The following is a 23218-nucleotide window of genomic DNA, read 5'->3' on the forward strand; positions in this document are numbered from 1 at the left end:
TTGAAATTACGCTAAATCGTTTGTACCACAAAACACCATGAAGAAATTAACGCTCGACGAACTGCAGCGCCTCAGCCCGGAGGCCTACCGTGAGGCACCGAAAACCCCCATCAGTATCCTGTTAAATGACATTCGCAGTTTGAATAACGTGGGCTCAGCCTTTCGTACGGCCGATGCATTCCGTTTGGAAAAAATATACCTTTGCGGCATCACAGGCAGCCCACCCCATCGGGATATCCATAAAACGGCATTAGGGGCCACAGAAACGGTAGACTGGGAATACAGCGAAGATGCCGAAGCGTGCGTAAAAAATTTGAGAGCAGCAGGTTATGTGATCGCGGTATTGGAACAAGCGGAAAAAGCGCTCCCCTTACAGGATTTTCAGCCGCAACCAGAAAAACCGCTTGTATTAATCGTAGGGAATGAAGTTTTCGGCGTGAGCCAAGTGCTCGTGGATGCCGCAGATTACGTACTGGAAATTCCACAGTTTGGCACCAAACATTCTTTAAATGTATCCGTCTCGCTTGGTATCGCCGTGTGGGATATTTTCGCTAAACTCAAATTTGAGGCAAAGCTCAAGTAATCCTCCGGGTCCCGGCGAATTAGTCTTCCTTAAACTTATCGATGACATAAAGAAAGAGATTAAACGACAGCGTCGATACTCCTTCGCGGCCACGATCTCTTTCGCCTCCATTTTTAAACTGCTGCTCCTCTCTGCCAGCAGGCTGCTGTGAGCGGTTTCGAAATGCGTCAGAGGCGGTAGGTCTATTCTGGGGACGATTTTGCTGCTGACGTATGGCCTGATCGTCTATAGCCGACGGCGCTACCGAACCCTCCATCAGCTGGCTGGGATCTTCATTCGGTAACTGTTCTTGCACCATTCTTTCGCGATCGCCGCGCTCATGCTGCCCGAAAACAGGGGAAAATCCAAAAAAGCAAAATAATGCAAGGAATATCCCCGAAAATGTGAAATTTTTAGGTGGTAAAGCGTACTTTTTCATGCAGTGGTGGACTTGACTGGATACTAAATTCTGCGTAATTTAATTGAAAGTTACTTACAAAAAAAACAAAATGCAAACGTTAGACTTTACTGATTTTCAAAAGATTGAGCTTCGAATAGGTACTGTCCTCCGCGCGGAGGCTTTCCCGGAGGCACGTAAGCCAGCCTTTAAGCTCTGGGTGGATCTCGGCGAACTAGGTATTAAAAAGTCCTCTGCCCAACTGACCTTACGTTATCAAGCACATGATTTAGTGGGCAAACAGGTCTTATGTGTATGCAATCTGTCGCCTAGGCAGGTGGGGCCTTTCATGTCTGAAGTTTTAGTAACCGGATTTTCCGATGAAAATGGGGGCATTGTTCTCGCCAGTGTGGACTCTCCGGTGTCTAATGGTGCGCGGCTACATTAAGCGTTTATCCTGGCACTTAGCGACTATAAGCGTATTTCCAGCCCTTCAGCTGTAAGCCGGCAGGGATAAGTCTGCAAGTCTCCGCAGCCACCCCCATGCAGCAAGCGGCCATCCTGCAAGCTGAAACGATAGGCATGAAGCGGGCAGACCACGCTACTTTCAGGACTAATGAAGCCCGTACTCAGGTCAGCGCGCCGATGTGGGCAGGCTGTGTCGAAGGCATAAAAGGCACCTTTAAACTGCACCAGCGCCACCTGTCTTGTCCCTAATGCCACTCGTTTAATTTGCCCTTCGGGCAACATCTTTTGGACCTGTTCTGCCGTAGACCCTAAGAGGTATCTTTTTGTTTCCATAAAAAAGCTGCTAATTTTAAATGAACCAAATCTAATCCTATGAAACTATACGCGATTTTATTCCTTTGCGTTGGTCTGATGACCTTCCAGACGACAGCCCAAACTTTAGAGGGGGCCTATAAGTTGGTCTCCATGAACGGTGAGCCCGTGGCCAACCATAAGATTAAGCTATTTCAGGAGGGCTACTTTACCTTTGGGCATGCTCAGGCCGGAGATAATGCCTATTTGGGGGCAGGTGGTGGAAACTTTGCCCTAAAGGGCAATGCCTATGAAGAAACATTCGATTTTTATCCGCAGGACTCTACTCAGGTGGGGACCACGCGCACTTACGGCTTCGAACGACAGGGAGACAGAATCCAGCTGACACGTATGGATAAAGGCCAGCAGCGGGTGGAACTATGGGAAAAGCTGCCCGCCAGAGAAGATGCTTTAAAAGGCTTTTGGGTCTTTACAGGCCGGAAAGATGCGGAGGGGCAGCTGAGCCGTTACACTCCTGGGGCGAGAAGAACGATAAAAATGCTGGTGGATGGTTACTTTCAGTGGGTCGCCTTTAACAGTGAAACCAAGCAATTTATGGGTACGGGAGGGGGAACTTACGAAGCTGAATCGGGGACCTATACGGAGAATATTCAGTTCTTCTCCCGGGACAATGCGCGGGTGGGCGCTAGCCTAAGTTTCAGTTTCGAACGTGTCGGCGATGACTGGCATCATAGTGGTAAAAGCTCCACGGGAAATCCGATTTACGAGCTATGGTCCCCCTATCGTCAAGCCTATAGCGTCGCCTCTTTAGACGAAAAATAGGCACGAAGGGTAGGTGAAAAATGCTTTTCCTGTGTTTCGGGAGGAAGGAGCAGAAGTACATCTAGTAGAAAACAGGAAAACCACAGGAGGATAATGGTCAGCGATAGCTATCCTTTCCCTGTGGTTTTTTATTTAGATGTGAGAAGCGTCTAGCTCACTACATATGGATCATGGCCGACCCTCCTCAGAAGGGGTATATCAAATTTCCTTTAGCAGCGTACGGAAGGAAGCACAGCTATCGCCAAACTCTTTTTTCACATCCGCCTGAAGCTGGGGTGCGAATTTCTGATGATAGGCCTGCATGCGCTCCATGTCGGAAGTAAAATACTGCACAGCATAGTTTATAGAACCATCTTCAGATTCGTGCAGCAGCTCAAAAAATTTATAGGAGTCAAAACAGCCTGTCTCCATCACATCGGCGATATGCTTTTCCTTCATCCACTGCACCCAGCGCAGCGCATGGGCCTTATCTACATTTACAGTTACATTATATAATAGCATGAGAAATAGATTTTTTTCTTATTTTTGGATTTTCTACCTGTGCAACAAAAGTACGTAATCTGCGGTTAAACGGGTAGTTTTATCCGGTAAACCTTTACGAAACGCTTATGCTTACCCAAATGCAGCGTGATGCGAGCCCTACGGCGACATCGCCTACCGTGCGTTACGCTATGTACCTGCTGGCTTTAATGCACCTAGCCGGTGTGGTGGGGATGAGTGTCCCAGCCCTGCAGCCTATCTTTCAGCTTCTGACCCCTTTTCATCTGCTTGCTTGCCTGCTAGCCTTACTCTATTTTCACCGTGACTGGAGCCTAGGTTTCGTTTTCTTTTTAAGCGCTTCCTTTATCATCGGATTCGGTTCAGAAGTGATGGGGGTGAAAACAGGCTTTCCTTTCGGTTCGTATAGTTATGGCCCCGTACTAGGGTGGCAGCTCTGGGAGGTACCCATTCTTATCGGTGTAAACTGGATGCTGCTCGTGTACATTTCAGCGCATGTGGTGCGGCGCTTTGCAGCGCAAAAGTACCTGCAAGTTATTTTGGCTTCTACCCTAATGGTACTGTTAGACTTCCTAATCGAGCCGGTAGCGATTGCCTTGGACTTTTGGAGCTGGGAAAATACGGCCGTGCCCGTATCGAATTACATCGGATGGTTCGGTGTAGCCGTACTAATCCAAGCCATCTATGCCTATAGTAAGTTTGAAAAACAAAACCCTTTAGCAGATTTCTTGCTGCTGAACTTGGCGTTTTTCTTCCTTATACTAAATTTCCTGCTTTAGAAACAAATCAACCTAAACCGAGTTAAAACGATATGATACTGTATGCAATCGGTTGGACCCTTATTGGATTTCTGGCCATGGAGTTGGCAGGATGGTCTATCCATAAGTATCTCATGCATGGTCCACTGTGGCGAATTCATAAGACACATCATCAAGCTTCGAAAGGCTTCTTTGAATTAAATGATGTGTTCTCCTTACTCTTTGGAGGGGTGGCGGTGTTGCTCATCTTCCTCGGTGTAGAGGTACTCGATCATCGTTTCTGGATGGGGGTAGGTATTACCACGTACGGTATGCTTTACTTCTTCTTACACGATGTGCTTATCCATCGCCGACTAAAATGGTTTGATAAACCTAAAAACTGGTTCTTGCGTGGAATCTTTAAAGCACATCAGGCACATCATATCACGAATAAAAAGGACGATGCTGTATCCTTCGGTCTGTTCTTCGTACCTAAAAAATATTTTAAAACGAAATAATCACTGTGAGTACCTATTCCATCAAAGATCTCGAACAGCTTTCTGGCATAAAAGCACACACGCTCCGTGTATGGGAGCAGCGGTATAAGCTTTTAAGTCCGAAGCGTACCGATACGAATATTCGGTACTACGATGACTTTGATCTGAAGCTCATTTTAAATGTGGCCTTACTGAATGATAATGGCTTTAAAATCTCCAAGATAGCCAGTATGACGGAGGACGAAATGAAGCAAGAGGTTATCAAGCTTACGGAACGTTCACTAACCCACGACGATCAGATTCATACACTAACGATATGTATGATCGAAATGGATGAGGAGCGTTTCGATAAGGTCTTATCCAGTAACATCCTCAAGCTGGGTTTCGAGCAGACGATGATGCATATCATCTACCCATTTATGAGTAAAATAGGGGTGCTATGGCAGACAGGCGCCATAAATCCGGCACAAGAGCACTTTATCAGCAATTTAGTGCGCCAAAAACTCATCGTGGCTATCGATGGGCAGGTTTATAAGGGTGGAGGTAAAAAGTTTTTGCTCTACCTTCCCGAAGGAGAGCTGCATGAAATTTCCCTCTTGTTCGCCGCTTACCTCATTAAAGCGAAAGGACATAAAGTGATCTACCTCGGCCAAAGCACTCCAGATGAGGACCTCACGCTGGTGTATCGCTTGCATAAGCCTGACTACTTAATGACGGTACTGACAACAAACCCTGCCGCGGATCAAGTGCAGAGCTATATATTTCAACTTTCCGAACGCTTCCCTCAAGCGGAGATTATCTTAAGTGGTTATCAAATTATCGGTCAGGATCTAGACTTTCCTGGGAATATCCGCATCATGAATTATATTCGTGACATCAAACAGTACTTAGAAGAACTCGAACACGTCATGCACGTGAAATAAAAATAGAGTATCGAAGCACTATTACTACAGTATGAAGACCTTTCGTTCGGGAGGTCTTTTCCTTTTTTAGGCCCTTCTGTTCCGATAAAGCATCTGATTTCAGCATCTGTTCAGTTATTTTTTCAGTTTGTGTGACAAAGGATCAACAAAGATTATCAAATTTTTTAGGGCCTTGTTTAACGAAAAACATATGTATATACCCTTAATTTGTCGATTTTAGTCATTTTTGGCTCATTTACTGATTGCGTCCTGAATTTTTGTTTAAGGTTCAGAAAAAAATATTCGACAAAAGTTTTTGATTCTGTTTAATTCTTGCTACATTTGATTAAACAAAACAACAAAGCCATGACAACTCTAGAATTTAGTTACTCTTTACACAAGCTAAGTGGCGCTTTGAAACCATTTGCTTTAAAGCTAACCCGTGATGTAGATGATGCAAACGACTTGCTTCAGGATACCATGGTGAAAGCATTTACGAATAAGGATAAATTCACTGAGGGAACCAACCTTAAGGCTTGGTTATACACTATCATGAAAAATACGTTTATCACGAATTACCAGCGCATGGTACGTAGAGGTACATTCGTGGATACGACGGATAATTTACACTACTTAAATTCTGGCGATACACTTGTAGAAAATGGTGCCTATGGAGATTTCGCCATGGAGGATATTTATACGGCGATCGAAAACCTTGACGACGTTTACAAGGTTCCCTTCATGATGCATTACCGTGGCTTTAAATACCATGAGATCGCAGATAAATTAGAGATACCTATTGGAACTGTCAAAAATAGAATCCATATTGCTCGTAAGCTCTTAAAAGAAGAATTGTCAGTGTACAAACATAAATCATAAACGTATGTCGAAAAAACGTGTAGTGGTCATAGGTTCCGGTTTCGCGGGCTTGTCAGTTGCCACTCACCTAGCCAGCAGCGGCTATGAAGTAACGGTTTTAGAAAAAAACAGCACCCCCGGTGGTCGAGCACGCAAGTTCGAAGCCGAGGGTTTTGTTTTTGATATGGGGCCCAGCTGGTATTGGATGCCCGATGTTTTTGATACTTACTTCGCTCATTTCGGAAAAAAAGTATCGGATTATTACCAGTTAAAGCGTCTGGATCCCTCCTACGCTGTCATTTTTGGGCAGGACGATTTTGTAGATATCCCTGCCGACTTAGATGCTTTTCGCGCGCTTTTAGAGGGAATGGAGCCGGGTGCGGCTGCGCAGTTGGATGATTTTCTAGAGCAAGCAGCCTACAAGTACAAGGTGGGCATCCAAGACTTGGTCTACCGTCCTTCTCGCTCGGTATTTGAGTTTACCAGCCCTGCACTTTTAGCGGATATGCTCCGGATGGATATTTTCCAGTCGATGGCGAAGCATGTGCGTAAGTTCTTTAAGGAGGATAAAATTATCCGCCTGATGGAATTTCCTGTTTTATTTTTGGGCGAGACCGCCCAAAATATACCGGCACTTTATAGCTTGATGAATTACGCGGACATAGCCCTAGGGACTTGGTACCCCGATGGAGGCATGCATAAAATTATAGAAGGCATGGTGAAGCTCGCACAAGAAAAGGGAGTGAAATTCCGTTTCGATGCAGAGGTAGAGGTTATTAAAGTGCGTCAGCAGATCGCCCAAGGAGTGCTCTTAAAGTCCGGGGAAGAAATTTATGCGGATATCGTGGTGGCAGGGGCAGATTATCAGCATGTAGACCAAGTGTTACTGCCCCCAGACAGCCGAAACTACAGCCCTTCTTACTGGGATTCGCGCGTGATGGCTCCTTCTAGCCTACTCTTTTATTTAGGCGTGAACAAGCGCCTAAAAGGCTTGCGCCACCATAATCTGTTCTTTGATGAGCCACTAGGGCCACATGCAGATGCTATTTACACGAATCCACGCTGGCCGGAGAAACCGCTGTTTTACGCCTCTGTTCCTTCTATTACAGATCCTACTGTAGCACCCGAAGGTAGCGAAAATCTTTTTTTACTGGTGCCACTGGCTCCCGATTTAGAAGATTCCGAAGAGATGCGTGAGAAATATTATCACATGATTATGGACCGTTTAGAAAAACTAACCGGACAGGAGATACGTTCTCATGTGGTATATAAGCGTTCGTATGCACATGCTGACTTTAAAGCGGACTACCATGCTTTTAAGGGCAATGCCTATGGATTAGCGAATACACTCACCCAAACGGCTATTTTGAAGCCAGGCCTGAAAAACAAGAAGGTGAAAAATATGTACTATACAGGGCAGCTGACCGTGCCAGGCCCGGGAGTCCCTCCATCACTTATCTCAGGCCATGTCGTGGCACGAGAGGTGATGAAAGAAAACAAATTGTAAATAAAAGAGTAGTATAAGCATATGGATGCAAAAGCCTTATACGATGATACGACGCTCGCATGCAGTAAGCTCATTACGCAGCGCTACAGTACCAGCTTCACGCTGGGCATTCGTACGCTGGATAAAAGTTTACACTTGCCGATTTATGCGATCTATGGCTTTGTCCGCTATGCGGACGAAATCGTAGATACCTTTCATGAGCATGATAAGAAGGCCCTCCTAGAAGATTTTAAGGTGCGTACCTACGAAGCTATAGAAAAGAAGATTTCGCTGAATCCCGTGTTGCATGCTTTCCAGTTAATCGTCAATCAGTATAGCATCGAGCAGGAGCTCATAGAGGCTTTTCTTCGGAGCATGGAAATGGATCTCGATTTTAAAACCTATAACGATAACCGCTATCACGAGTACATCTATGGTTCGGCAGAAGTCGTAGGGCTGATGTGTCTCCGTGTCTTCTGTGCCGGAAATGATGCACAGTACCAAGCCCTTCGTGAGCCTGCCTGTAAGTTAGGTGCCGCCTTCCAAAAGGTTAACTTTCTACGTGATATCAAAAGTGACTACGAAGAAAGAGGTCGTGTGTATTTTCCAGGAGTGGATTTTAATGCCTTCGACAAGTCCGCTAAGCGCCTCATAGAGGAGGATATCCAAAAGGATTTCGACGATGCGCTTATCGGCATTCAGCAGCTTCCCGAAACAGCCAAGCTAGGTGTGAAAGTCGCCTACTTATATTATCAGAAACTCTTCGATAAAATTCGTGGGCTGCCAGCAGAAATCATTACACGTGAACGTATCCGCATCCCGAATTCTCGCAAGTTCTCCCTCTTATTAGGCACCTACGTGGGAACAAAACTTGGATTAGGTTAAGGTTTCATTTAGTCAGGTATACATGTATTTATTTACCGTCATTTATTAGCGTATGAAAAATCTTCGCGTACATATCGATCAGCATTCCGGGTTTTGTTTCGGCGTGGTGTATGCCATCGAAATGGCTGAGGAAATCCTCGATGAACAGGGGTATCTGTATTGCCTCGGTGATATCGTGCATAACGATGAAGAGGTAAATCGCCTGACGGCCAAAGGACTCCGCATCATCAACCATGAAGATCTTTACGGCTTAAAAGACGAAAAGGTCCTCATCCGTGCCCATGGCGAGCCCCCTTCCACCTATGAGCTTTCGATAAAGAATAATCTTACGCTTATCGACGCTTCCTGCCCAGTGGTGCTGAAATTACAAAACCGGATTAAAAATAGCTTCGATAAAGAAGAGCATATTTATATCTACGGCAAGCATGGCCATGCAGAGGTCATTGGCCTTTTAGGCCAAACGAATAACAAGGCTGTCGTCTTTCAGGATATTCAGGAGCTGGACATGCAGGCGATGCCTAAAAACATCACGCTCTACAGCCAGACCACGAAGAGTACTGATAAATTCTATGAGATCAATAGCCTCCTAAAGGAAAATGGTATCGCCGTAAACACGAACGACACGATCTGCCGTCAAGTCTCTAACCGGGATAAGGAACTCCGGGATTTTGCGGACAAGTTTGATGTGATTATCTTCGTGAGCGGCACGAAGTCCTCTAATGGTAAGGTGCTGTATAATGTGTGTAAGGAGCGTAATCCGAATACGTATTTCGTGTCTAACTCCGCACAGGTACAGGATAGCTGGTTCGGTCCGGAACAGTCTGTAGGTATCTGTGGAGCCACTTCCACGCCGATGTGGCTGATGGAAGAAGTGAAGGCACGGATCGAAACCTTTTAATGTGTAGTAGACTTTCCACGTGCGTACCCGAAATCTTTCTATAGACCCTACAGGCGTTCAAATCGCCCTTTTGATTATTTTCCTATGGGCTGGCTGCTTGGTGCTGGCCTTTCAGGTTCCTGTGGCCTGGGATAACCCGCTCACCTATGTGCTCGTCCTGCTGCAGACACACCTCTATACGGGTTTATTTATCACCGCGCATGATGCCATGCACGGCGTGGTGTCGGGAAATAAGCGGGTCAACAACTTTATCGGGCATCTCTGTGCGACCTTATTTAGCTATAATGCCTATTGGAAGCTGTTTCCAAAGCATCATGAGCACCATCGCTTCGTGGCTACAGCGAAAGATCCCGATTATCATGCTTCCGGAAACTTCTTTATCTGGTACTTGAGCTTCGTGCGCCAATATGTGACGCTCTGGCAAATTCTCGCCATGGCGGTGACTTTTAATGTGCTTAAACTGTGGCTGCCCGTGCCCCCGCTTGTGGTGTACTGGATGCTGCCCGCCGTGCTGAGTACCTTACAACTTTTTTATTTCGGCACCTACCTCCCGCATAAAGGTGAGGCCACAAATGCCCATCACTCACGCTCCCAGAAAAAAAATCACCTCTGGGCCTTTCTCTCCTGTTATTTCTTCGGCTACCACTTTGAGCATCATGATTCCCCGGGAACCCCCTGGTGGCGGCTGTGGCAAGTGAAGGAAAAGAATGAACAAAAAGTAGGCGGAAATGCATAATGGCAATATAAATTTATAACTTTTTATAAAAATAGTATTTTGTTCTTCTTCGCGTGAACCATAAATTTTTCATGTAGTTTTCTACATAAATTTTCAGCTATGTATCTCAGGCTTTTTATTTCTGTACTGCTTGTGTGGAGCTCTGCGCTGGTTTTCGCACAAGAGGGCGGAGTCGTTACCGGAAGAGTTTTTAACCCAGCCAACAATGAAGGGGTGCCCTTCGCAAATGTCGCCATCTTAGGAACAGACTATGGGACGGTTTCAGATGAAAATGGAAATTACCGGATTGAAGGCATCGTTCCGGGTTTGTATAACATACGTGCGAGCTTTGTAGGCTTTCGGTCTAAGACGGAGTTTGAGGTACAGGTGACACGTGCCAGACCCTTGCAGATCGATTTTGCGCTTCGTGAAGATGCCTCTGACCTGAATGAGGTGGTCGTCAGTGCGGAGTTTACGCGCTCAGAAGAAACGCCCCTTTCCGTACGGCGTCTGAACTCGAATGAAATCGAACGGTATCCAGGTGGAAACCGAGATATAAGCATCGTGATTCAAGCACTTCCGGGGGTTTCCAGTACGGCAGCCTTCCGAAATGATATCATCATCCGAGGGGGCGCCCCGAGCGAAAACCGTTTTTTCATCGATGAAATCGAGGTTCCCGTCATCAATCACTTTGCGACCCAAGGGAGCTCAGGAGGACCTGTGGGCATATTAAACGTAAATTTAATTAAAAATGTAGATGTCATCACGGGAGGCTTCCCCGCGAACAGAATGAACTCTCTCAGCTCCTTCTTTGAATTTGAGCTAAAAGAGGGCAGAAGAGATAAGGCCTATACACAGCTGACGGTGGGAGCTTCCGAGCTTACCTTTTCCAATGAGGGGCCGATAGGAGAAAAGACCACCTACCTCATTTCTGCGCGTAGGTCCTATCTGCAGCTCCTCTTCCGTGTGTTAGGCCTGCCCTTCCTGCCTACCTTTAACGATTTTACCGTGAAGACGACCACTAAGTTTAACGACAAGACTGAACTTACCTTCTTAGGAGTTGGGGCCACGGGACAGTTTGCACTTAATTTTGATACGCCGAATAACGAAACAGAGGAGGAGCGCGAAAACAGACTCTTCTTACTGGAAAGTTTACCGATTACAAGTCAGTGGACCTATACGACAGGACTTCGCCTGAAGCGATTTCGCGAAAATGGCTTTTGGACCTTTGTGGCTAGTCGAAATATGCTGAATAATCGCTCGTTTAAATTTCTAGGTAACGATGAGAGTAGTCCGGCAAATCTGCTTTTCGACTACACCTCACAAGAAAGTGAAAACAAGTTTCGAGCGGAGAATTCTATTTTTAAGGGAAATCTTACGCTTAAATATGGTGTGAATTACGAGTACGCACGTTTTTTTATCGACAATTTCGACCGCTCTATTCCGGGTTTAAATGAACCTGTGAATGTAGCGGATCAGGCGTTCTTCCATGCTTACGGCGCCTTCGTTTCGGCAAGTAAAACCTTTCTGTCCGAGCGTCTTTTGGTTTCAGGAGGTGTGCGCATGGATGGCAGTGACTTTGGCGCGACAGCGGCCAACCCTTTCAATCAAATCAGCCCACGCCTGAACCTCTCCTACCAGCTGAAACCCAATTTATTTCTGACGGCGAATACGGGGATTTACTATCAAAAACCTCCCTATACGGCACTTGGCTTCCGCGATAATGCGGGCGTGCTGGTGAATCAGGAAAATGATATTCGCTGGATCCGCGCAGTACACTATATCGCGGGAATAGAAAAGGTGATTCCTGAAAAGAGTCGGCGCTTTACGGCAGAGCTCTTTTACAAAGGCTATAGCAATTACCCCACAAGTATTCGAAATGGTATCGCCCTGGCCAACTTAGGCGCCGACTTCGGGGTGATCGGCAATGAGCCTGTGGCATCTGATGCCGAAGGAAGGGCCTTTGGAATGGAATTTCTCGCCCAGCAGCGGCTATTCAATAATTTTTTTGGAATCGCTTCCTTAACCTTAGTGCGCTCTGAATTTACGAATCCCAATACCGAGGGCTTCGTTCCCAGCGCCTGGGATAATCGCTTTATCGTCAGCTTGACGGCAGGGTACCGCTTCGGTAAGAACTGGGAGGCCGGTGCACGCTGGCGCTGGCTGGGAGGCACGCCGTTTACGCCAGATGATTTAGAAGCTTCGGCCCTAATCGCGAACTGGGACAGCAGAGGTACGGCTATCCCCGATTTTAGTCGGATAAATGCCTTACGGCTGGCTTCCTTTAACCAGTTCGATTTCAGGATCGATAAAAAGTACTTCTTTGATAAATGGAATTTAAATTGGTACTTTGATGTCCAAAATGCCCTCAACTTAGACGCAGACCAACCCCCTCTGCTGCTGCCAACACGGAATCCTGACGGATCCCTCCGCATCAGTAGTACAAACCCGGAAAAGTATGACTTGCGGCAGGTGGCGAATCCGGCGGGGACGATTCTGCCGACGATAGGGCTAATTATTGAGTTTTAAACGGACCCAGTTCCACGGCATGAGAGACGCTTTCTTACTCCTTGTTTTTACGTTTTTCTTTACTTTTTCAGTTCAAGGGCAGCAGGAAGGTACCGACACCTTAGCGCATACTGCGGCGGATTCGGATTCCCAGATAAAGGTGCTAGATCAGCTCTTCCGCCTCGGTGATCGGGTGCTCCGTGGCCTGACCGTGGGTGAGCGAATCTTTATCCCGGCGGTAGTTTTCACCCCTGAAACTTCAGTGGGTCTCGGTGTGAAATCTGTTAAGGTCGCTGAAAAAGAGGGGGAAGGGCGACCTAATACCTATCCCCTGACTTTTCTGTATACCCTGAATAATCAATGGATTCTGAGCGCCGAGGCAGACATCTGGGCGGATGCAGACAAGCAGCATTACTTCGCACGTGTGGAGTTTAACGATTATCCTTTTTTCTTTTTTGGCACGGGGGCCAATCCTTTAGCAGAAGGGCAAGCCTATTCCAGTCGTTTTGCACGTGTGTTTGTTAGTGCCACTGAAAACTATTTCCATCGCCACCTTTACGGGGGGGCCTTCCTCCGCTACCGCAGAGAGTCCGTATATGCTTTCGAAGCGAATGGTGTTTTCGAGGACGCGGAGCTGCTCGGCCTAGACCCTTTTCAGCAGTTAACCATCGGTGTGCAGTGGACTTTTGATTCGAGGGACAACTTATTCTACCCTACGCGTGGAATATGGGCAACTTTTCGGGCCGGCTTTGCGGTAGAAGGCCTGCTTTCGAATTTCGAAAATTCAACCTTCGAGCAGGATATTCGGGCCTATCGGCAAATTTCTACTCGTGGGGTGCTGGCTGCACAGCTGTACCATGAGTTCCAAGGGGGGGATGTCCCCTTCACCACCCTTTCTCAGTTCGGAGGGGCCAACTTGATGCGTGGGTATTTTCGTGGAAGGTATCGAGATCGTGGGGTGCTGGCCTTTCAGGCGGAACTCCGGCAGCCGCTGTATAAAAAGTTGAGTTTGGCCTTTTTCAGTGGCCTCGGTACGGTCTATCGTCCCGGGGATGTGGCACCACTTCGGGCTTCGGCTGGACTAGGGGCGCGCTATCGGCTGAGCGATAACGGTCTGCAGTTACGCATCGATCTGGCATACGGAGATGCACTGAAAGGGTATTTCGGGCTGAATGAAGCTTTTTAGCCAGCAGCTGGTTTTTGTTCTATGAGAGGTCGCACTTTCCGAATACCTGCAGGCGAAGGTTAAGAAGCATGATCGCTCCAGTGTCGCTTTCATCGAAGCCTGTAAACGATGAGCGTTTTCATCCGAGTTTTTTTAATGGCTTTTTTTCTTCCCCCTTCGAAAGCTGTATCTTTGTTCAGCACGAAAAATATTTTTATGTTCCGAATAACTTTAGTTGCGGGTGCGCGTCCGAATTTTATGAAAATAGCGCCGATTATCCATGCCATTCAGGCCCATAATGAAGCTGCTGAGCGTCCGATTCACTTCCGCCTGGTTCATACGGGGCAGCATTACGATAAGAAAATGTCGGATTCCTTTTTCGAGCAGCTCCGTATACCCGCGCCTGATGCGAACCTGGGCGCTGGTGGAGGGAGTCAGGCCGAGCAGACGGCGGCCATTATGGTGGCCTTTGAGCGGGAGCTCCTCCAAAACCGCCCTGACGTGGTCCTGGTAGTAGGCGATGTCACCTCTACCCTGGCCTGTAGCATCGCGGCAAAAAAACTTGTGATCGATGTTGTACACGTGGAGGGAGGCATTCGCTCTGGAGACCTGAGCATGCCCGAAGAGATTAACCGTATGGTGACCGACAGTATCAGCGATCATTTTTTTACCACCTCGGAGGTAGCCAATGCCAATTTACGTCGCCTGGGCTTCCGCGAGGAGCAAATTCACTTCGTCGGTAACACCATGATCGATACGTTACTGGCCAACAAAGCCAAATTTCGCGCTCCGGAGGGAGCAGCCTACCAGGCCTTAGCGCCTAAAAAATACCTGGTGATGACCATGCACCGCCCGGCCAATGTAGACCAAGAAGAAAAGTTGGCCACCTTTCTCCAGGTGATTTTAGACCGGACGGCGCCTTTCACCATCGTTTTCCCTGTACACCCAAGAACAGCGAAAATCCTCGAAAGTACGGGCCTGGCGCATGAGCGGCTCCTGCAGTGTGAGCCGCTAGGCTACTTGGAGTTTAACTATTTAGTGCAGCATGCTGCGGGGGTGATCACCGACTCAGGGGGCATCACCGAGGAGGCCTCTGTGCTTGGGGTGCCCTGTATGACCCTTCGGGACAATACGGAGCGACCAGAAACGGTCACCTTAGGGACGAATGTGCTCGTGGGAACAGATCCCGAGCGGCTAGCCCCTTTCTTGGATCGCCTGATGCGCGGTGACTGGCAGCAGGGTGGGGACATTCCGAACTGGGATGGTAAAGCAGCCGAACGTATTGTGGCCAAGCTGCTGGAACTCTATGGGAAAACAGATACTACTGATTCTAATTGACATCTAATACGGTAGATCCGAAGGAAGCGCTAATATTGCGGTATGAAAGAGCACCATATTCTGTTAGTGGAGGATGATGAACGGCTAGCGGAGGTCATTCTGAAAAGTTTACAGGAAAAAGGCTATGCCACCTCGCTGGCCACAGATGGGGCAGAGGGGCTACGTCGCTGGCAGTCAGGAGGTATCGACCTGATTATCACCGATCTGATCCTTCCTGAAATGGATGGCATGCAGCTATCGCGGGAAATACGTGCTTTGGACAAAAGGGTGCCCATCATCATGCTGACAGCGCTGGGTACCACAGACGATAAGGTGGAGGGCTTTGATGCGGGGGCGGATGACTACCTGGTGAAGCCTTTTGACATTCGGGAGCTCTATGTGCGCATCAAGTCCCTGCTCCAGCGCGCTAGCCTGCCGCCAGAAACGGCAGAACCCAATACGGAGATGCTGCGCTTTGCAGATATTCGGATCGACTTGCAGGCAAAGAAAGCCTTTCGGGAGGAGCGAGAACTGCAGCTCACCCCGAAAGAGTTTAATCTGCTGCGCTACATGGTAGAGCATTCCACGCGCGTACTTTCGCGGGAAGAAATCGCGAAGGAAGTCTGGGGTGTGGATTTCGACACTGGGACGAATTTTATCGATGTGTACATCAATTACCTCCGTAAAAAAGTGGATAAGCCTTTCGGAGAAAAACTAATCCATACCCGTACCGGGATGGGATTTGTACTCGAACGATCATGAGCATACAGCAGCGCCTTACCTTACGATTTACCTTTTTAGCCGGGGGGCTCCTGCTGGTGTTTTGCTTGGGGGTGTATTTTTTCTCTGCCCAAAACCGCCAAAATGCCTTTTATTCCATTTTAGAAAAGGAGGCCAGCACTAAGTTGAACCTCTTCCTGAACAGCGGCCTCGATGAGAAGACCCTGCAGACCATTTACCGTAACAATCGGGAAATTCTGTATGAGGTGGAGGTGGCCATTTACGAAGAGGAGGACTTTACGCTGCGCTATCACGATGCCGTAGAGATCGACTTCGTGAAAGAGACCGATGAGATGCTGACGCAAATACAGCAGGAAGTACACCTCACCTTCCAGCAGGAGGGCTGGGATGTCTTAGGTCAGAAATTTCGCACCCAGCAGGGAAATTACCTGGTCACTGCCGCGGCTTTTGATGAATATGGCTATGCCAAATTAGCCGACCTAGGCCGGTTTTTGCTCGCTGGCTACCTGATAGCCATCATCATCCTTTTCTTTTTGGGTAAATATTTTGCGCGGCGCGCGCTCAGCCCCATCAGCGATATGATTCAGGAGGCAGGGAAGATCACAGCCTCCAACTTAGACTTGCGCCTGAAAATGGGCCCGAATCGGGATGAGTTGTATGCTTTAGCAGCGACCATAAATGCATTACTCGAAAAGTTAGAAAAATCTTTCGACACCCAGAAGCAGTTTGTCTATTTTATGGCGCATGAGGTCCGCACTCCGCTGGCGGCCATGATCACCGAGCTGGAGCTCTCTCTGACCCGGAAGCGAGAGAAAAAGGAATACCGTCAGGTAGCGGAGACGGTGCTGGGAGATGCGAAAAAGTTAGCCAAGCTTTCCGGGAGTTTGTTGGATTTCGCACGTGCCAGTTATGATCGGACAGCTGTCAATTTCCGCATGCAGCGGGTGGATGAGCTGGTACTGGATGCCAGCCAGCAGGTGCAGCAGGCGAACCCTGGGTACCGCATCGACCTTTCTTTTGAAGGCCTGACCGAACAGGAAGAAGCCCTAAATGTCACCGGCAACGGCTATCTGCTGACCATCGCATTCGTAAATTTGATGGAAAATGCTTGCAAGTTTTCCACCAATAAGACCTGTCAAGTGTTTATCGCCCCAGACGTATCGGGCGTGCACTTAAAATTTCGGGACACCGGCGTAGGCATCCCGAAAGAAGAGGTGGAAGAGATCTTCGAGCCCTTTTTTCGGGGGAAAAACCAAAATGTGGCCTTTGGAAGTGGCATCGGCCTCAGCCTGGTGAAGCGCATCATCACGCTGCATCAGGGAAAAATCGCTGTGAGCTCCAAGCCGGGGGAGACCATTTTTACCCTGCACCTGAACCATTCCTTCTAAGTTTTTTCTAATCCCATCTTAATGGCTTTCTAAAAGGGGGCGAAATAATGTTTCGTACCTTTGTAAACGTTAAATAAGCCTATCACATGGAACTAGGTCCCATATTTGCATTAAAACGATACATGCGCTAGCGGTTCTTCCTGTCCTACAGGCCACCTGCTGGTGCTGTAGGAACGTGAAAAAAAAGGAGGAAAAGCGATGGAACTAGTAGAATTCATCTTTCGGTTAGGCCTGGCACTGGTTTTAGGTGCAGGCATCGGTTTCGAGCGGCAGTGGCGTCAGAAAAGTGCTGGCCTGCGCACGAATACCTTAGTGGCGATGGGGGCAGCTGCGTTTATTTTGCTCTCCGTTTCCCTCACAGGAGATATGGGGGATCCCTCGCGCGTGGCGGGGCAGATCGTAACGGGAATAGGCTTTCTGGGGGCTGGCGTCATCATGAAGGATGGCCTGAATGTACAGGGGCTGAACACCGCCGCGACGATTTGGTGCTCTGCGGCGGTAGGTTCGCTAGCAGGAGTAGGCCTGACATGGGAGGCGGTCATCACTGCCGCATTCGTAATGTTTGCGCATATTGTTTTGCGGCCCGTGGGGCGCAAAATGTACAGCCTGACAGCTAACCACGACGATGACGACAGCACGGGAACCTACTACTACCAGTTTCAGATCAAGTGTCTGGATAAGGTAGAAAACCACCTGCGGGTGATGCTCCTGGAGACGGTCAAGTCGGATAAAAGTTTGCGCCTGCGCTCCCTAAAAAGCTTCGATAATGGTAATCCCGAGCATGCCTATGTGGAGGCCTTGGTGTTAGCGAATGGCAAGCGGGATGAGATCATGGAGACCTTCGCAGGTAAATTAACATTAGAATATGGTGTGCTGGAGGTGAGTTGGGAAATTCACGGGCAGCAGCCGGCAGAACTGTAAACAGCGGTAGTGATGAAAACAGGAACAGAAAATTGGATCGTGATGAGCGAAAAACAAAAAGTACGGGAGCTGATTCCTGCCCTTCGAAAAATGCCGGCTTTGGAGATCGCACAGACCTTAGAGCCCCTGGAAGAAGCTAGTATCTTAGAGGCTTTGGAGTTTTTTTCTCCCGAGGAGCAGGGCAAGATCATCGCGGAGATGGAGATGGGGCGGCAGCTGGCTTTTTTCCAGCAGGTGAGTAAAAAACGCTTTGCGCCTATTTTCGAGAATATGGCCTCAGATGATCGCTGTGACTTGTTTCAGCACATGAGCCAGGAGGAGCAGGTGGCGCTGCTGCCGTACCTGACCAAGACGGTGCGGGAGGATGTTATCAAGCTGAGTGCCTATCCGCCTGAAACTGCGGGTGGTATCATGAGTACGGATTTCGCGACGGTGCTGGCCACCATGACCGTGGAATCCGCCATCAGTAAGGTGCGGCGCGACAGCCCTTCGAAGAAGATGATTTACTACATCTACGTGGTGGATCATCGCATGAAGATGGTCGGCTTCGTCTCCTTAAAGGACTTGATTATGTCCAGCCCCAGCCAGTTGATTTCCGATGTGCTGCATGAAAATTTCGTCCATGTGCATGTGGAAGAAGACCGCGAAGAGGTGGCGAAGAGGATCGAGTCCTATGATCTTTTGGCCATTCCGGTGCTGAACCATGCGGGACAGCTCGTGGGCATCGTGACCCAGGATGATGCGATCGACGTCATCCGAGCGGAACATACCGAGGATATGGAAAAATTTATGGGAATCATGCAGGAAAGCGAAGGGGCGGACTACCTCGGCACGAGCACCATGGGGCATTTTAAAAAGCGTGTGGTGTGGATCGTCTCGCTGGCCGCTGTAGGCATCCTTTCCGGTATGATTATTCACCGTTTTGAGGCCACCTTGGAAGCCTTGATTATCTTGGCGCTCTACATGCCCATGGTGGCGGATACGGGGGGAAATTCCGGCTCACAGGCTGCTACGGTGATCGTACGTTCCCTAGCGCTCGGCCAAGTGGCACCGAAGCAGTGGTTTCAGATTATTTTTAAAGAGTTTAAAATTTCCTTTCTGTTAGCGATCTGTTTGGGGGTTTTGGCCTTCGGCAAAGTGCTCTTCCTGAGCTGGGAAACAACGGTTCCCCCGGAGTATTCCCTGATGCAAATCGCCAGCGTGATCGCCTTGGCACTTTCCCTACAAGTGGTGACAGCTACTTGTATTGGGGCAGGTTTGCCCCTACTGGTGCGGCGCTTTGGAGGGGATCCTGCGGTGGCAGCCTCGCCCGCTATTACGACAGTCGTAGACGTCACCGGCCTGCTTATCTACTTTACGGTAACCGTCACCTTACTGGGGCTGAGTTAAAATAAGTATATTAAATCTATCTAAATTTATAAATTCGCTTTCTTTCAGAGAGCGGCTAAACGATTATTGCCATGAAAAAAATGTTACTTGCTTTCGCCATGTTAGCTGGCCTGGCGTTCACAGGGGCTCAGGCGCAGGAAGATCCTATCTCCCCGCCTCCTGCCAAGTTGAAAAACCTGAGGGAACAAAATGCCTATCGGCTTCAGATCCTGGATACGCTGACGACGCCTTTAAACATCGATCCAATTAAAAGACTCAGTGAGGATGATATTTTAACGAAGAAGGAAGGCTTTTTCGTGACGGGTTTTCCAGATATCGAAGTTGATCCGATTCGAGGATTAGGCATCGGGGGAACCGCCTTCTTTTTTCAAAATAGAGACTCTAGTGATCCATTCTTCTATTACACGCCCTATCGGTATCGCTTGTCCACAGACTTCCGTTTCTTCACGAATGGCCGCTTACAAGGGGGGCTGAACCTGGATGTGCCGTATATGTTCGGTACCAAGTGGAGGATGCGGGTCGATGCCCTCTATGAGTTTGATCCTAACTTCCAGTACTTCGGTATCGGGGAGCAGAGTTTGCGCTCTTTGGAACAGTTCGATCAAGCCAGAACGGGTCAGCCTGCACAGTCCTTTGCGAATATCGATGCGTATCTGGATAATTTAGCGCAAGCGCAAACACGAAATGGAGGCTTCATCACGAATACCCATTATAACGAGATCGAAATCGAAGAAATGCTGTTTAACGTGCTTCCGGAGCGTGTCTGGTATGGTGGTAAACTGCGCTTGATGTTCGGGTACGAGGCTTTGTTTACACGTACGAATGACTGGACAGGAAGAATAGCAGAGGAGGCCTTCTTTAACGGACAGGAAGTGGAAGCGGTCAATGCCCAGACTTTAATCAACAAGGATGCAATCGCCAGAACAGGAGATGGCAGCACGGAAGGAAGTACGTGGGATCGCTTTAATATCAGTGGATTGAATGCGATCGGAAATAACGATTGGTTTTTTACTTCCATGTTAGCTGCGGCCCTGATCTGGGATACGCGAGATTTAGAGCCGGACCCTTCTAAGGGAACTTTCTTAGAATATTCTCATGAGTATTCTGCTAAATGGTTAGGTTCTGACTTTTCGTTCAACAAGTTTATGGTCCAAGGGCAGCACTTCCAAACAGTCGCGAAGTGGAGAGGTGGAAAGAGCCGCCTGACGCTAGCGGGTATGGCGGCCTTCGGTTACGTGTGGGGGAGTAATATCAACTGGCTGGAAATGTTTGACCTATCTTCTCAAGCCGAGGCGGGTGGCATCAATGTGCTCGGGGGTGACCGTTCGCTACGAGCCTTCCGGGAGTCTCGCTTCGTAGCTCCCGCGATTGGTTTGATTAATCTTGAAGCCCGTTTCCGCTTGTATGACTTCAGAGCCTTGAATCAGCATTTCGCTTTAGGCCTCACGCCCTTCTACGATATGGGAAGAGGTTGGGATGAACTCAGCCGAGTAGGTTTAGAGGGCTGGAGAGGAGCACCCGGAATCGGTGGTCGTATCGCCTGGAATCAGTCTACGATTATCCGCTTAGACTTCGCGTCAGGGGCGGAAGGGAACCAATTTTTCTTCGGTTTCGGTCATATCTTTTAAGGGGTTTCCGTGCCTCGAATGTGTGTTTTACTGTTTTAAAAAGGTGCAGACGCTGTCGGCACCTTTTTTAGTTTTTTTGTGTCAGCGTATAAGCCATTGTTAAACTTTAATGATAATCTAATACGTGATTGGGTATTTGCCTTGTGTAAAGCGGTATTTTTGCGCTCTGAAAATCAGGTGGATGTGAGTATAATTCCATCTTCCTGAAAACCAACACACATTCGACTCCTTAGAAATGAAAAGACTTCGCAATTTAGTGGTAGGGGGGCTTTTACTGCTCTTCACCTGCTCGCAGCTGTCGGCTCAGCAGAGCGACGTACAGGTGGCCACGGCCAAAGATCGTTCTGCGCGTACCGAGAACCTCGATCGGCTGGCGATTTTAGATACCATTCAGCTTCCTTTTACCTTAGCAGAAGAGAAGCGGCTTTCGAAGGAGGATATCCTTTCCAAAAAGGAAGGTTTCTTTGTGACGGGATTGCCACGTTTTGAGTTCGATCCGATCCGGGGTTTTGGCCTGGGGGGCAATGTGTTTTTCTATCAAAATAAGACCAAGGAAGACCCTTTGTTTTATTACACACCCTATCGCTGGAGTTTAAATTCGGAGTTTTTTGTCTTTGAGAATGGCCGCGTAAAGGCGGCGTTAAATTTAGATGTTCCTTATATTTTCAATTCGAAGTGGCGGCTGCGTGCAGATGCCGTACTTTGGGAAGACCCCAATGCGCAGTATTGGGGTATCGGCCGTGAATCTTTAAACCCCTTGCGTTTTGAGGATAAAGCCACAGGTCAGGTTCGTCAGTTTAATCGCGTAAATCGCTACGAAGAAAATTTGCGCGTAGCTGTTCCGGGAGAAGGGGGAGCGCTTTTTACCGATACGCACTTCAACCAGTTTATTCAGCGCGAAGCTTTGTTTAATCTCTTGGGTGAGCGCGTAGAAATGGGCGGAAAGCTGCGTTTGATGTTTGGCTATGAGATGTTGTTTACCGCTTTCGAGGATTATACTGGACGCATCGCGGAGGAGGCTTTTTTACCGGATGGCACAGAGGTGGAGGCGATACAGCGGCAGACCTTAGTAAATCGGCAGATTCAAGACGGCACGTGGGATCGCTTTAACCTTTCGGGTTTTTCGGATTCCTTCATGTTTACTTCCATGTTAGCAGGAGCTATTATTTACGATACCCGTGACTTGGAGCCAGATCCATCGAAAGGGGTTTTCCTGCAGTATAGCCATGAGTACTCGGCGCCTTGGTTGGGCTCAGACTTTAATTTCAATAAATTTATGGTTCAGGGGCAGTATGTGCGCACGCTGCATCGCTGGAAGGATGGGCGCAACCGCATTACCTTTGCGGGCTTAGCGGCTTTCGGTCATATTTTTGGTCCCAATATTAATTTTATCGAAATGTGGGATTTGTCTTCCCAGGCCGAGGCGGGAGGTATCTTGGTCTTAGGGGGTGCCCGCTCGCTACGGGGGTATCGGGAAGCGCGCTTTTTAGCTCCTACCGTCGGTTTAGTGAATTTAGAGATGCGCACGCGATTGTATGATTTTAATGCGTTTAACCAGCATTTCGCCCTCGGGCTGACACCGTTCTATGATTTCGGCACAGTATGGGACGGCATTCGGGATATCCAGCTAAACCAGATGCGTGGTGCTCCAGGTATCGGGGGGCGAATCGCCTGGAATCAGAGTACGGTCCTCCGGCTTGACTTCGCCACCAGCAGGGAAGGCAGCCAGTTCTTCTTTGGTTTTGGACATATTTTCTAGAGGCATGCGTCTTTTAGGGGTATGTGCCCCGGCTTCTTGCTTGGGCCGGGGTGTCGTACCTTTCGGTTTGTCTGCGGCTTTTACAAAGAAAAAGAGATAAGCTGTTTTTTTTATCCATTTTATTCCCTTTTTTTAAAACTAACCCAATACACTATGAAACTAAATAATGCCTCTCCATTATTTCTGTTAGACAGTTTCAAGACTTAATCCGTTAAAACAACTCTTTAAGACAAGAAACGTCAGAGAAGAAATAAATTTTTTCTTAAGTCCTTTATTTCGGTTAACGGTTTTTGTAATCCTTGCTACTTGCGTCATATCTTGTATACCCGAAGATACTGAAAGTATGCTCCCAATACATCAGGCGC

23 protein-coding genes are annotated in these 23218 nt (G+C 48.1%); 20 read left to right on the top strand and 3 right to left on the bottom strand.

Annotated features, from left to right (window positions below; all coding sequences use genetic code 11):
• Positions 1-37 precede the first annotated feature (37 nt).
• Positions 38-583 carry an RNA methyltransferase gene (locus ACXIT9_RS06385; protein WP_458055391.1) on the top strand — a complete coding sequence of 182 codons (546 nt, stop codon included), beginning with the start codon at positions 38-40 and terminating at the stop codon, positions 581-583.
• A gap of 19 nt (positions 584-602) precedes the next feature.
• Here ACXIT9_RS06385 and ACXIT9_RS06390 read toward each other — a convergent pair whose 3' ends face one another.
• Positions 603-881, bottom strand: coding sequence for a hypothetical protein (locus ACXIT9_RS06390; protein ID WP_458055392.1), 279 nt, complete (start codon positions 879-881; stop codon positions 603-605).
• Between the two features lie 190 nt (positions 882-1071).
• Here ACXIT9_RS06390 and ACXIT9_RS06395 point away from each other — a divergent pair, with 190 nt between their 5' ends.
• The gene (locus ACXIT9_RS06395) at positions 1072-1407 is read left to right on the top strand and encodes a tRNA-binding protein (protein WP_458055393.1); all 336 of its coding nucleotides are present in this window, start codon (positions 1072-1074) and stop codon (positions 1405-1407) included.
• A gap of 23 nt (positions 1408-1430) precedes the next feature.
• Here ACXIT9_RS06395 and ACXIT9_RS06400 read toward each other — a convergent pair whose 3' ends face one another.
• A complete protein-coding gene (locus tag ACXIT9_RS06400) occupies positions 1431-1760 on the bottom strand; it encodes a Rieske (2Fe-2S) protein (RefSeq protein WP_458055394.1) in 330 nt (109 codons plus the stop codon).
• 39 nt (positions 1761-1799) lie between these two features.
• Between ACXIT9_RS06400 and ACXIT9_RS06405 the strand changes: the two genes are divergently transcribed.
• Positions 1800-2561 carry a hypothetical protein gene (locus tag ACXIT9_RS06405; RefSeq protein WP_458055395.1) on the top strand — a complete coding sequence of 254 codons (762 nt, stop codon included), beginning with the start codon at positions 1800-1802 and terminating at the stop codon, positions 2559-2561.
• 198 nt (positions 2562-2759) lie between these two features.
• Here the strand turns inward: ACXIT9_RS06405 and ACXIT9_RS06410 are convergent, their stop codons facing one another.
• Positions 2760-3062, bottom strand: coding sequence for a DUF4286 family protein (locus tag ACXIT9_RS06410; protein ID WP_458055396.1), 303 nt, complete (start codon positions 3060-3062; stop codon positions 2760-2762).
• Between the two features lie 107 nt (positions 3063-3169).
• Here ACXIT9_RS06410 and ACXIT9_RS06415 point away from each other — a divergent pair, with 107 nt between their 5' ends.
• The 17 genes from ACXIT9_RS06415 to omp85 (ACXIT9_RS06495) all read left to right on the top strand — a co-directional run bounded on the left by ACXIT9_RS06415 (position 3170) and on the right by omp85 (ACXIT9_RS06495) (position 22853).
• The gene (locus tag ACXIT9_RS06415) at positions 3170-3838 is read left to right on the top strand and encodes a carotenoid biosynthesis protein (RefSeq protein WP_458055397.1); all 669 of its coding nucleotides are present in this window, start codon (positions 3170-3172) and stop codon (positions 3836-3838) included.
• Between the two features lie 32 nt (positions 3839-3870).
• Entirely contained in the window at positions 3871-4314 is a 444-nt protein-coding gene (locus ACXIT9_RS06420) for a sterol desaturase family protein (protein ID WP_458055398.1), read from the top strand.
• Positions 4315-4319: 5 nt separating this feature from the next.
• On the top strand, positions 4320-5216 hold the full coding sequence (locus ACXIT9_RS06425) for a MerR family transcriptional regulator (RefSeq protein WP_458055399.1): 897 nt from the start codon (positions 4320-4322) through the stop codon (positions 5214-5216).
• A gap of 345 nt (positions 5217-5561) precedes the next feature.
• Positions 5562-6074: an RNA polymerase sigma factor gene (locus ACXIT9_RS06430; protein WP_009055756.1), complete on the top strand. Its 513-nt coding sequence runs from the start codon at positions 5562-5564 to the stop codon at positions 6072-6074.
• Positions 6075-6078: 4 nt separating this feature from the next.
• Entirely contained in the window at positions 6079-7560 is a 1482-nt protein-coding gene (locus ACXIT9_RS06435; RefSeq protein WP_458055400.1) for a phytoene desaturase family protein, read from the top strand.
• A 21-nt stretch (positions 7561-7581) separates the two neighbouring features.
• Entirely contained in the window at positions 7582-8424 is an 843-nt protein-coding gene (locus ACXIT9_RS06440) for a phytoene/squalene synthase family protein (RefSeq protein WP_458055401.1), read from the top strand.
• Between the two features lie 52 nt (positions 8425-8476).
• The gene (locus tag ACXIT9_RS06445; RefSeq protein WP_458055402.1) at positions 8477-9322 is read left to right on the top strand and encodes a 4-hydroxy-3-methylbut-2-enyl diphosphate reductase; all 846 of its coding nucleotides are present in this window, start codon (positions 8477-8479) and stop codon (positions 9320-9322) included.
• 19 nt (positions 9323-9341) lie between these two features.
• Positions 9342-10058 (top strand): fatty acid desaturase, encoded by a 717-nt coding sequence (locus ACXIT9_RS06450; protein WP_458055403.1) that lies wholly within the window; start codon positions 9342-9344, stop codon positions 10056-10058.
• Positions 10059-10157: 99 nt separating this feature from the next.
• Entirely contained in the window at positions 10158-12566 is a 2409-nt protein-coding gene (locus ACXIT9_RS06455; RefSeq protein ID WP_458055404.1) for a TonB-dependent receptor, read from the top strand.
• A gap of 19 nt (positions 12567-12585) precedes the next feature.
• The gene (locus ACXIT9_RS06460; protein WP_458055405.1) at positions 12586-13731 is read left to right on the top strand and encodes a BamA/TamA family outer membrane protein; all 1146 of its coding nucleotides are present in this window, start codon (positions 12586-12588) and stop codon (positions 13729-13731) included.
• 195 nt (positions 13732-13926) lie between these two features.
• On the top strand, positions 13927-15048 hold the full coding sequence (gene wecB, locus ACXIT9_RS06465; protein ID WP_458055406.1) for a non-hydrolyzing UDP-N-acetylglucosamine 2-epimerase: 1122 nt from the start codon (positions 13927-13929) through the stop codon (positions 15046-15048).
• Between the two features lie 42 nt (positions 15049-15090).
• Complete coding sequence (locus ACXIT9_RS06470; protein WP_458055407.1) at positions 15091-15789, top strand: response regulator transcription factor; 699 nt, start codon at positions 15091-15093, stop codon at positions 15787-15789.
• The gene (locus ACXIT9_RS06475) at positions 15786-17156 is read left to right on the top strand and encodes an ATP-binding protein (RefSeq protein ID WP_458055408.1); all 1371 of its coding nucleotides are present in this window, start codon (positions 15786-15788) and stop codon (positions 17154-17156) included. The genes ACXIT9_RS06470 and ACXIT9_RS06475 overlap by 4 nt, the downstream gene beginning before the upstream one ends.
• A gap of 198 nt (positions 17157-17354) precedes the next feature.
• Positions 17355-18077 (top strand): MgtC/SapB family protein, encoded by a 723-nt coding sequence (locus tag ACXIT9_RS06480; protein ID WP_458055409.1) that lies wholly within the window; start codon positions 17355-17357, stop codon positions 18075-18077.
• A gap of 12 nt (positions 18078-18089) precedes the next feature.
• On the top strand, positions 18090-19466 hold the full coding sequence (mgtE, locus tag ACXIT9_RS06485) for a magnesium transporter (RefSeq protein WP_458055410.1): 1377 nt from the start codon (positions 18090-18092) through the stop codon (positions 19464-19466).
• A 71-nt stretch (positions 19467-19537) separates the two neighbouring features.
• Positions 19538-21094 carry an Omp85 family outer membrane protein gene (gene omp85, locus ACXIT9_RS06490; RefSeq protein ID WP_458055411.1) on the top strand — a complete coding sequence of 519 codons (1557 nt, stop codon included), beginning with the start codon at positions 19538-19540 and terminating at the stop codon, positions 21092-21094.
• A 235-nt stretch (positions 21095-21329) separates the two neighbouring features.
• Entirely contained in the window at positions 21330-22853 is a 1524-nt protein-coding gene (omp85, locus tag ACXIT9_RS06495; RefSeq protein WP_458055412.1) for an Omp85 family outer membrane protein, read from the top strand.
• Positions 22854-23218 lie beyond the last annotated feature (365 nt).

This window comes from Nitritalea sp., assembly GCF_054166705.1.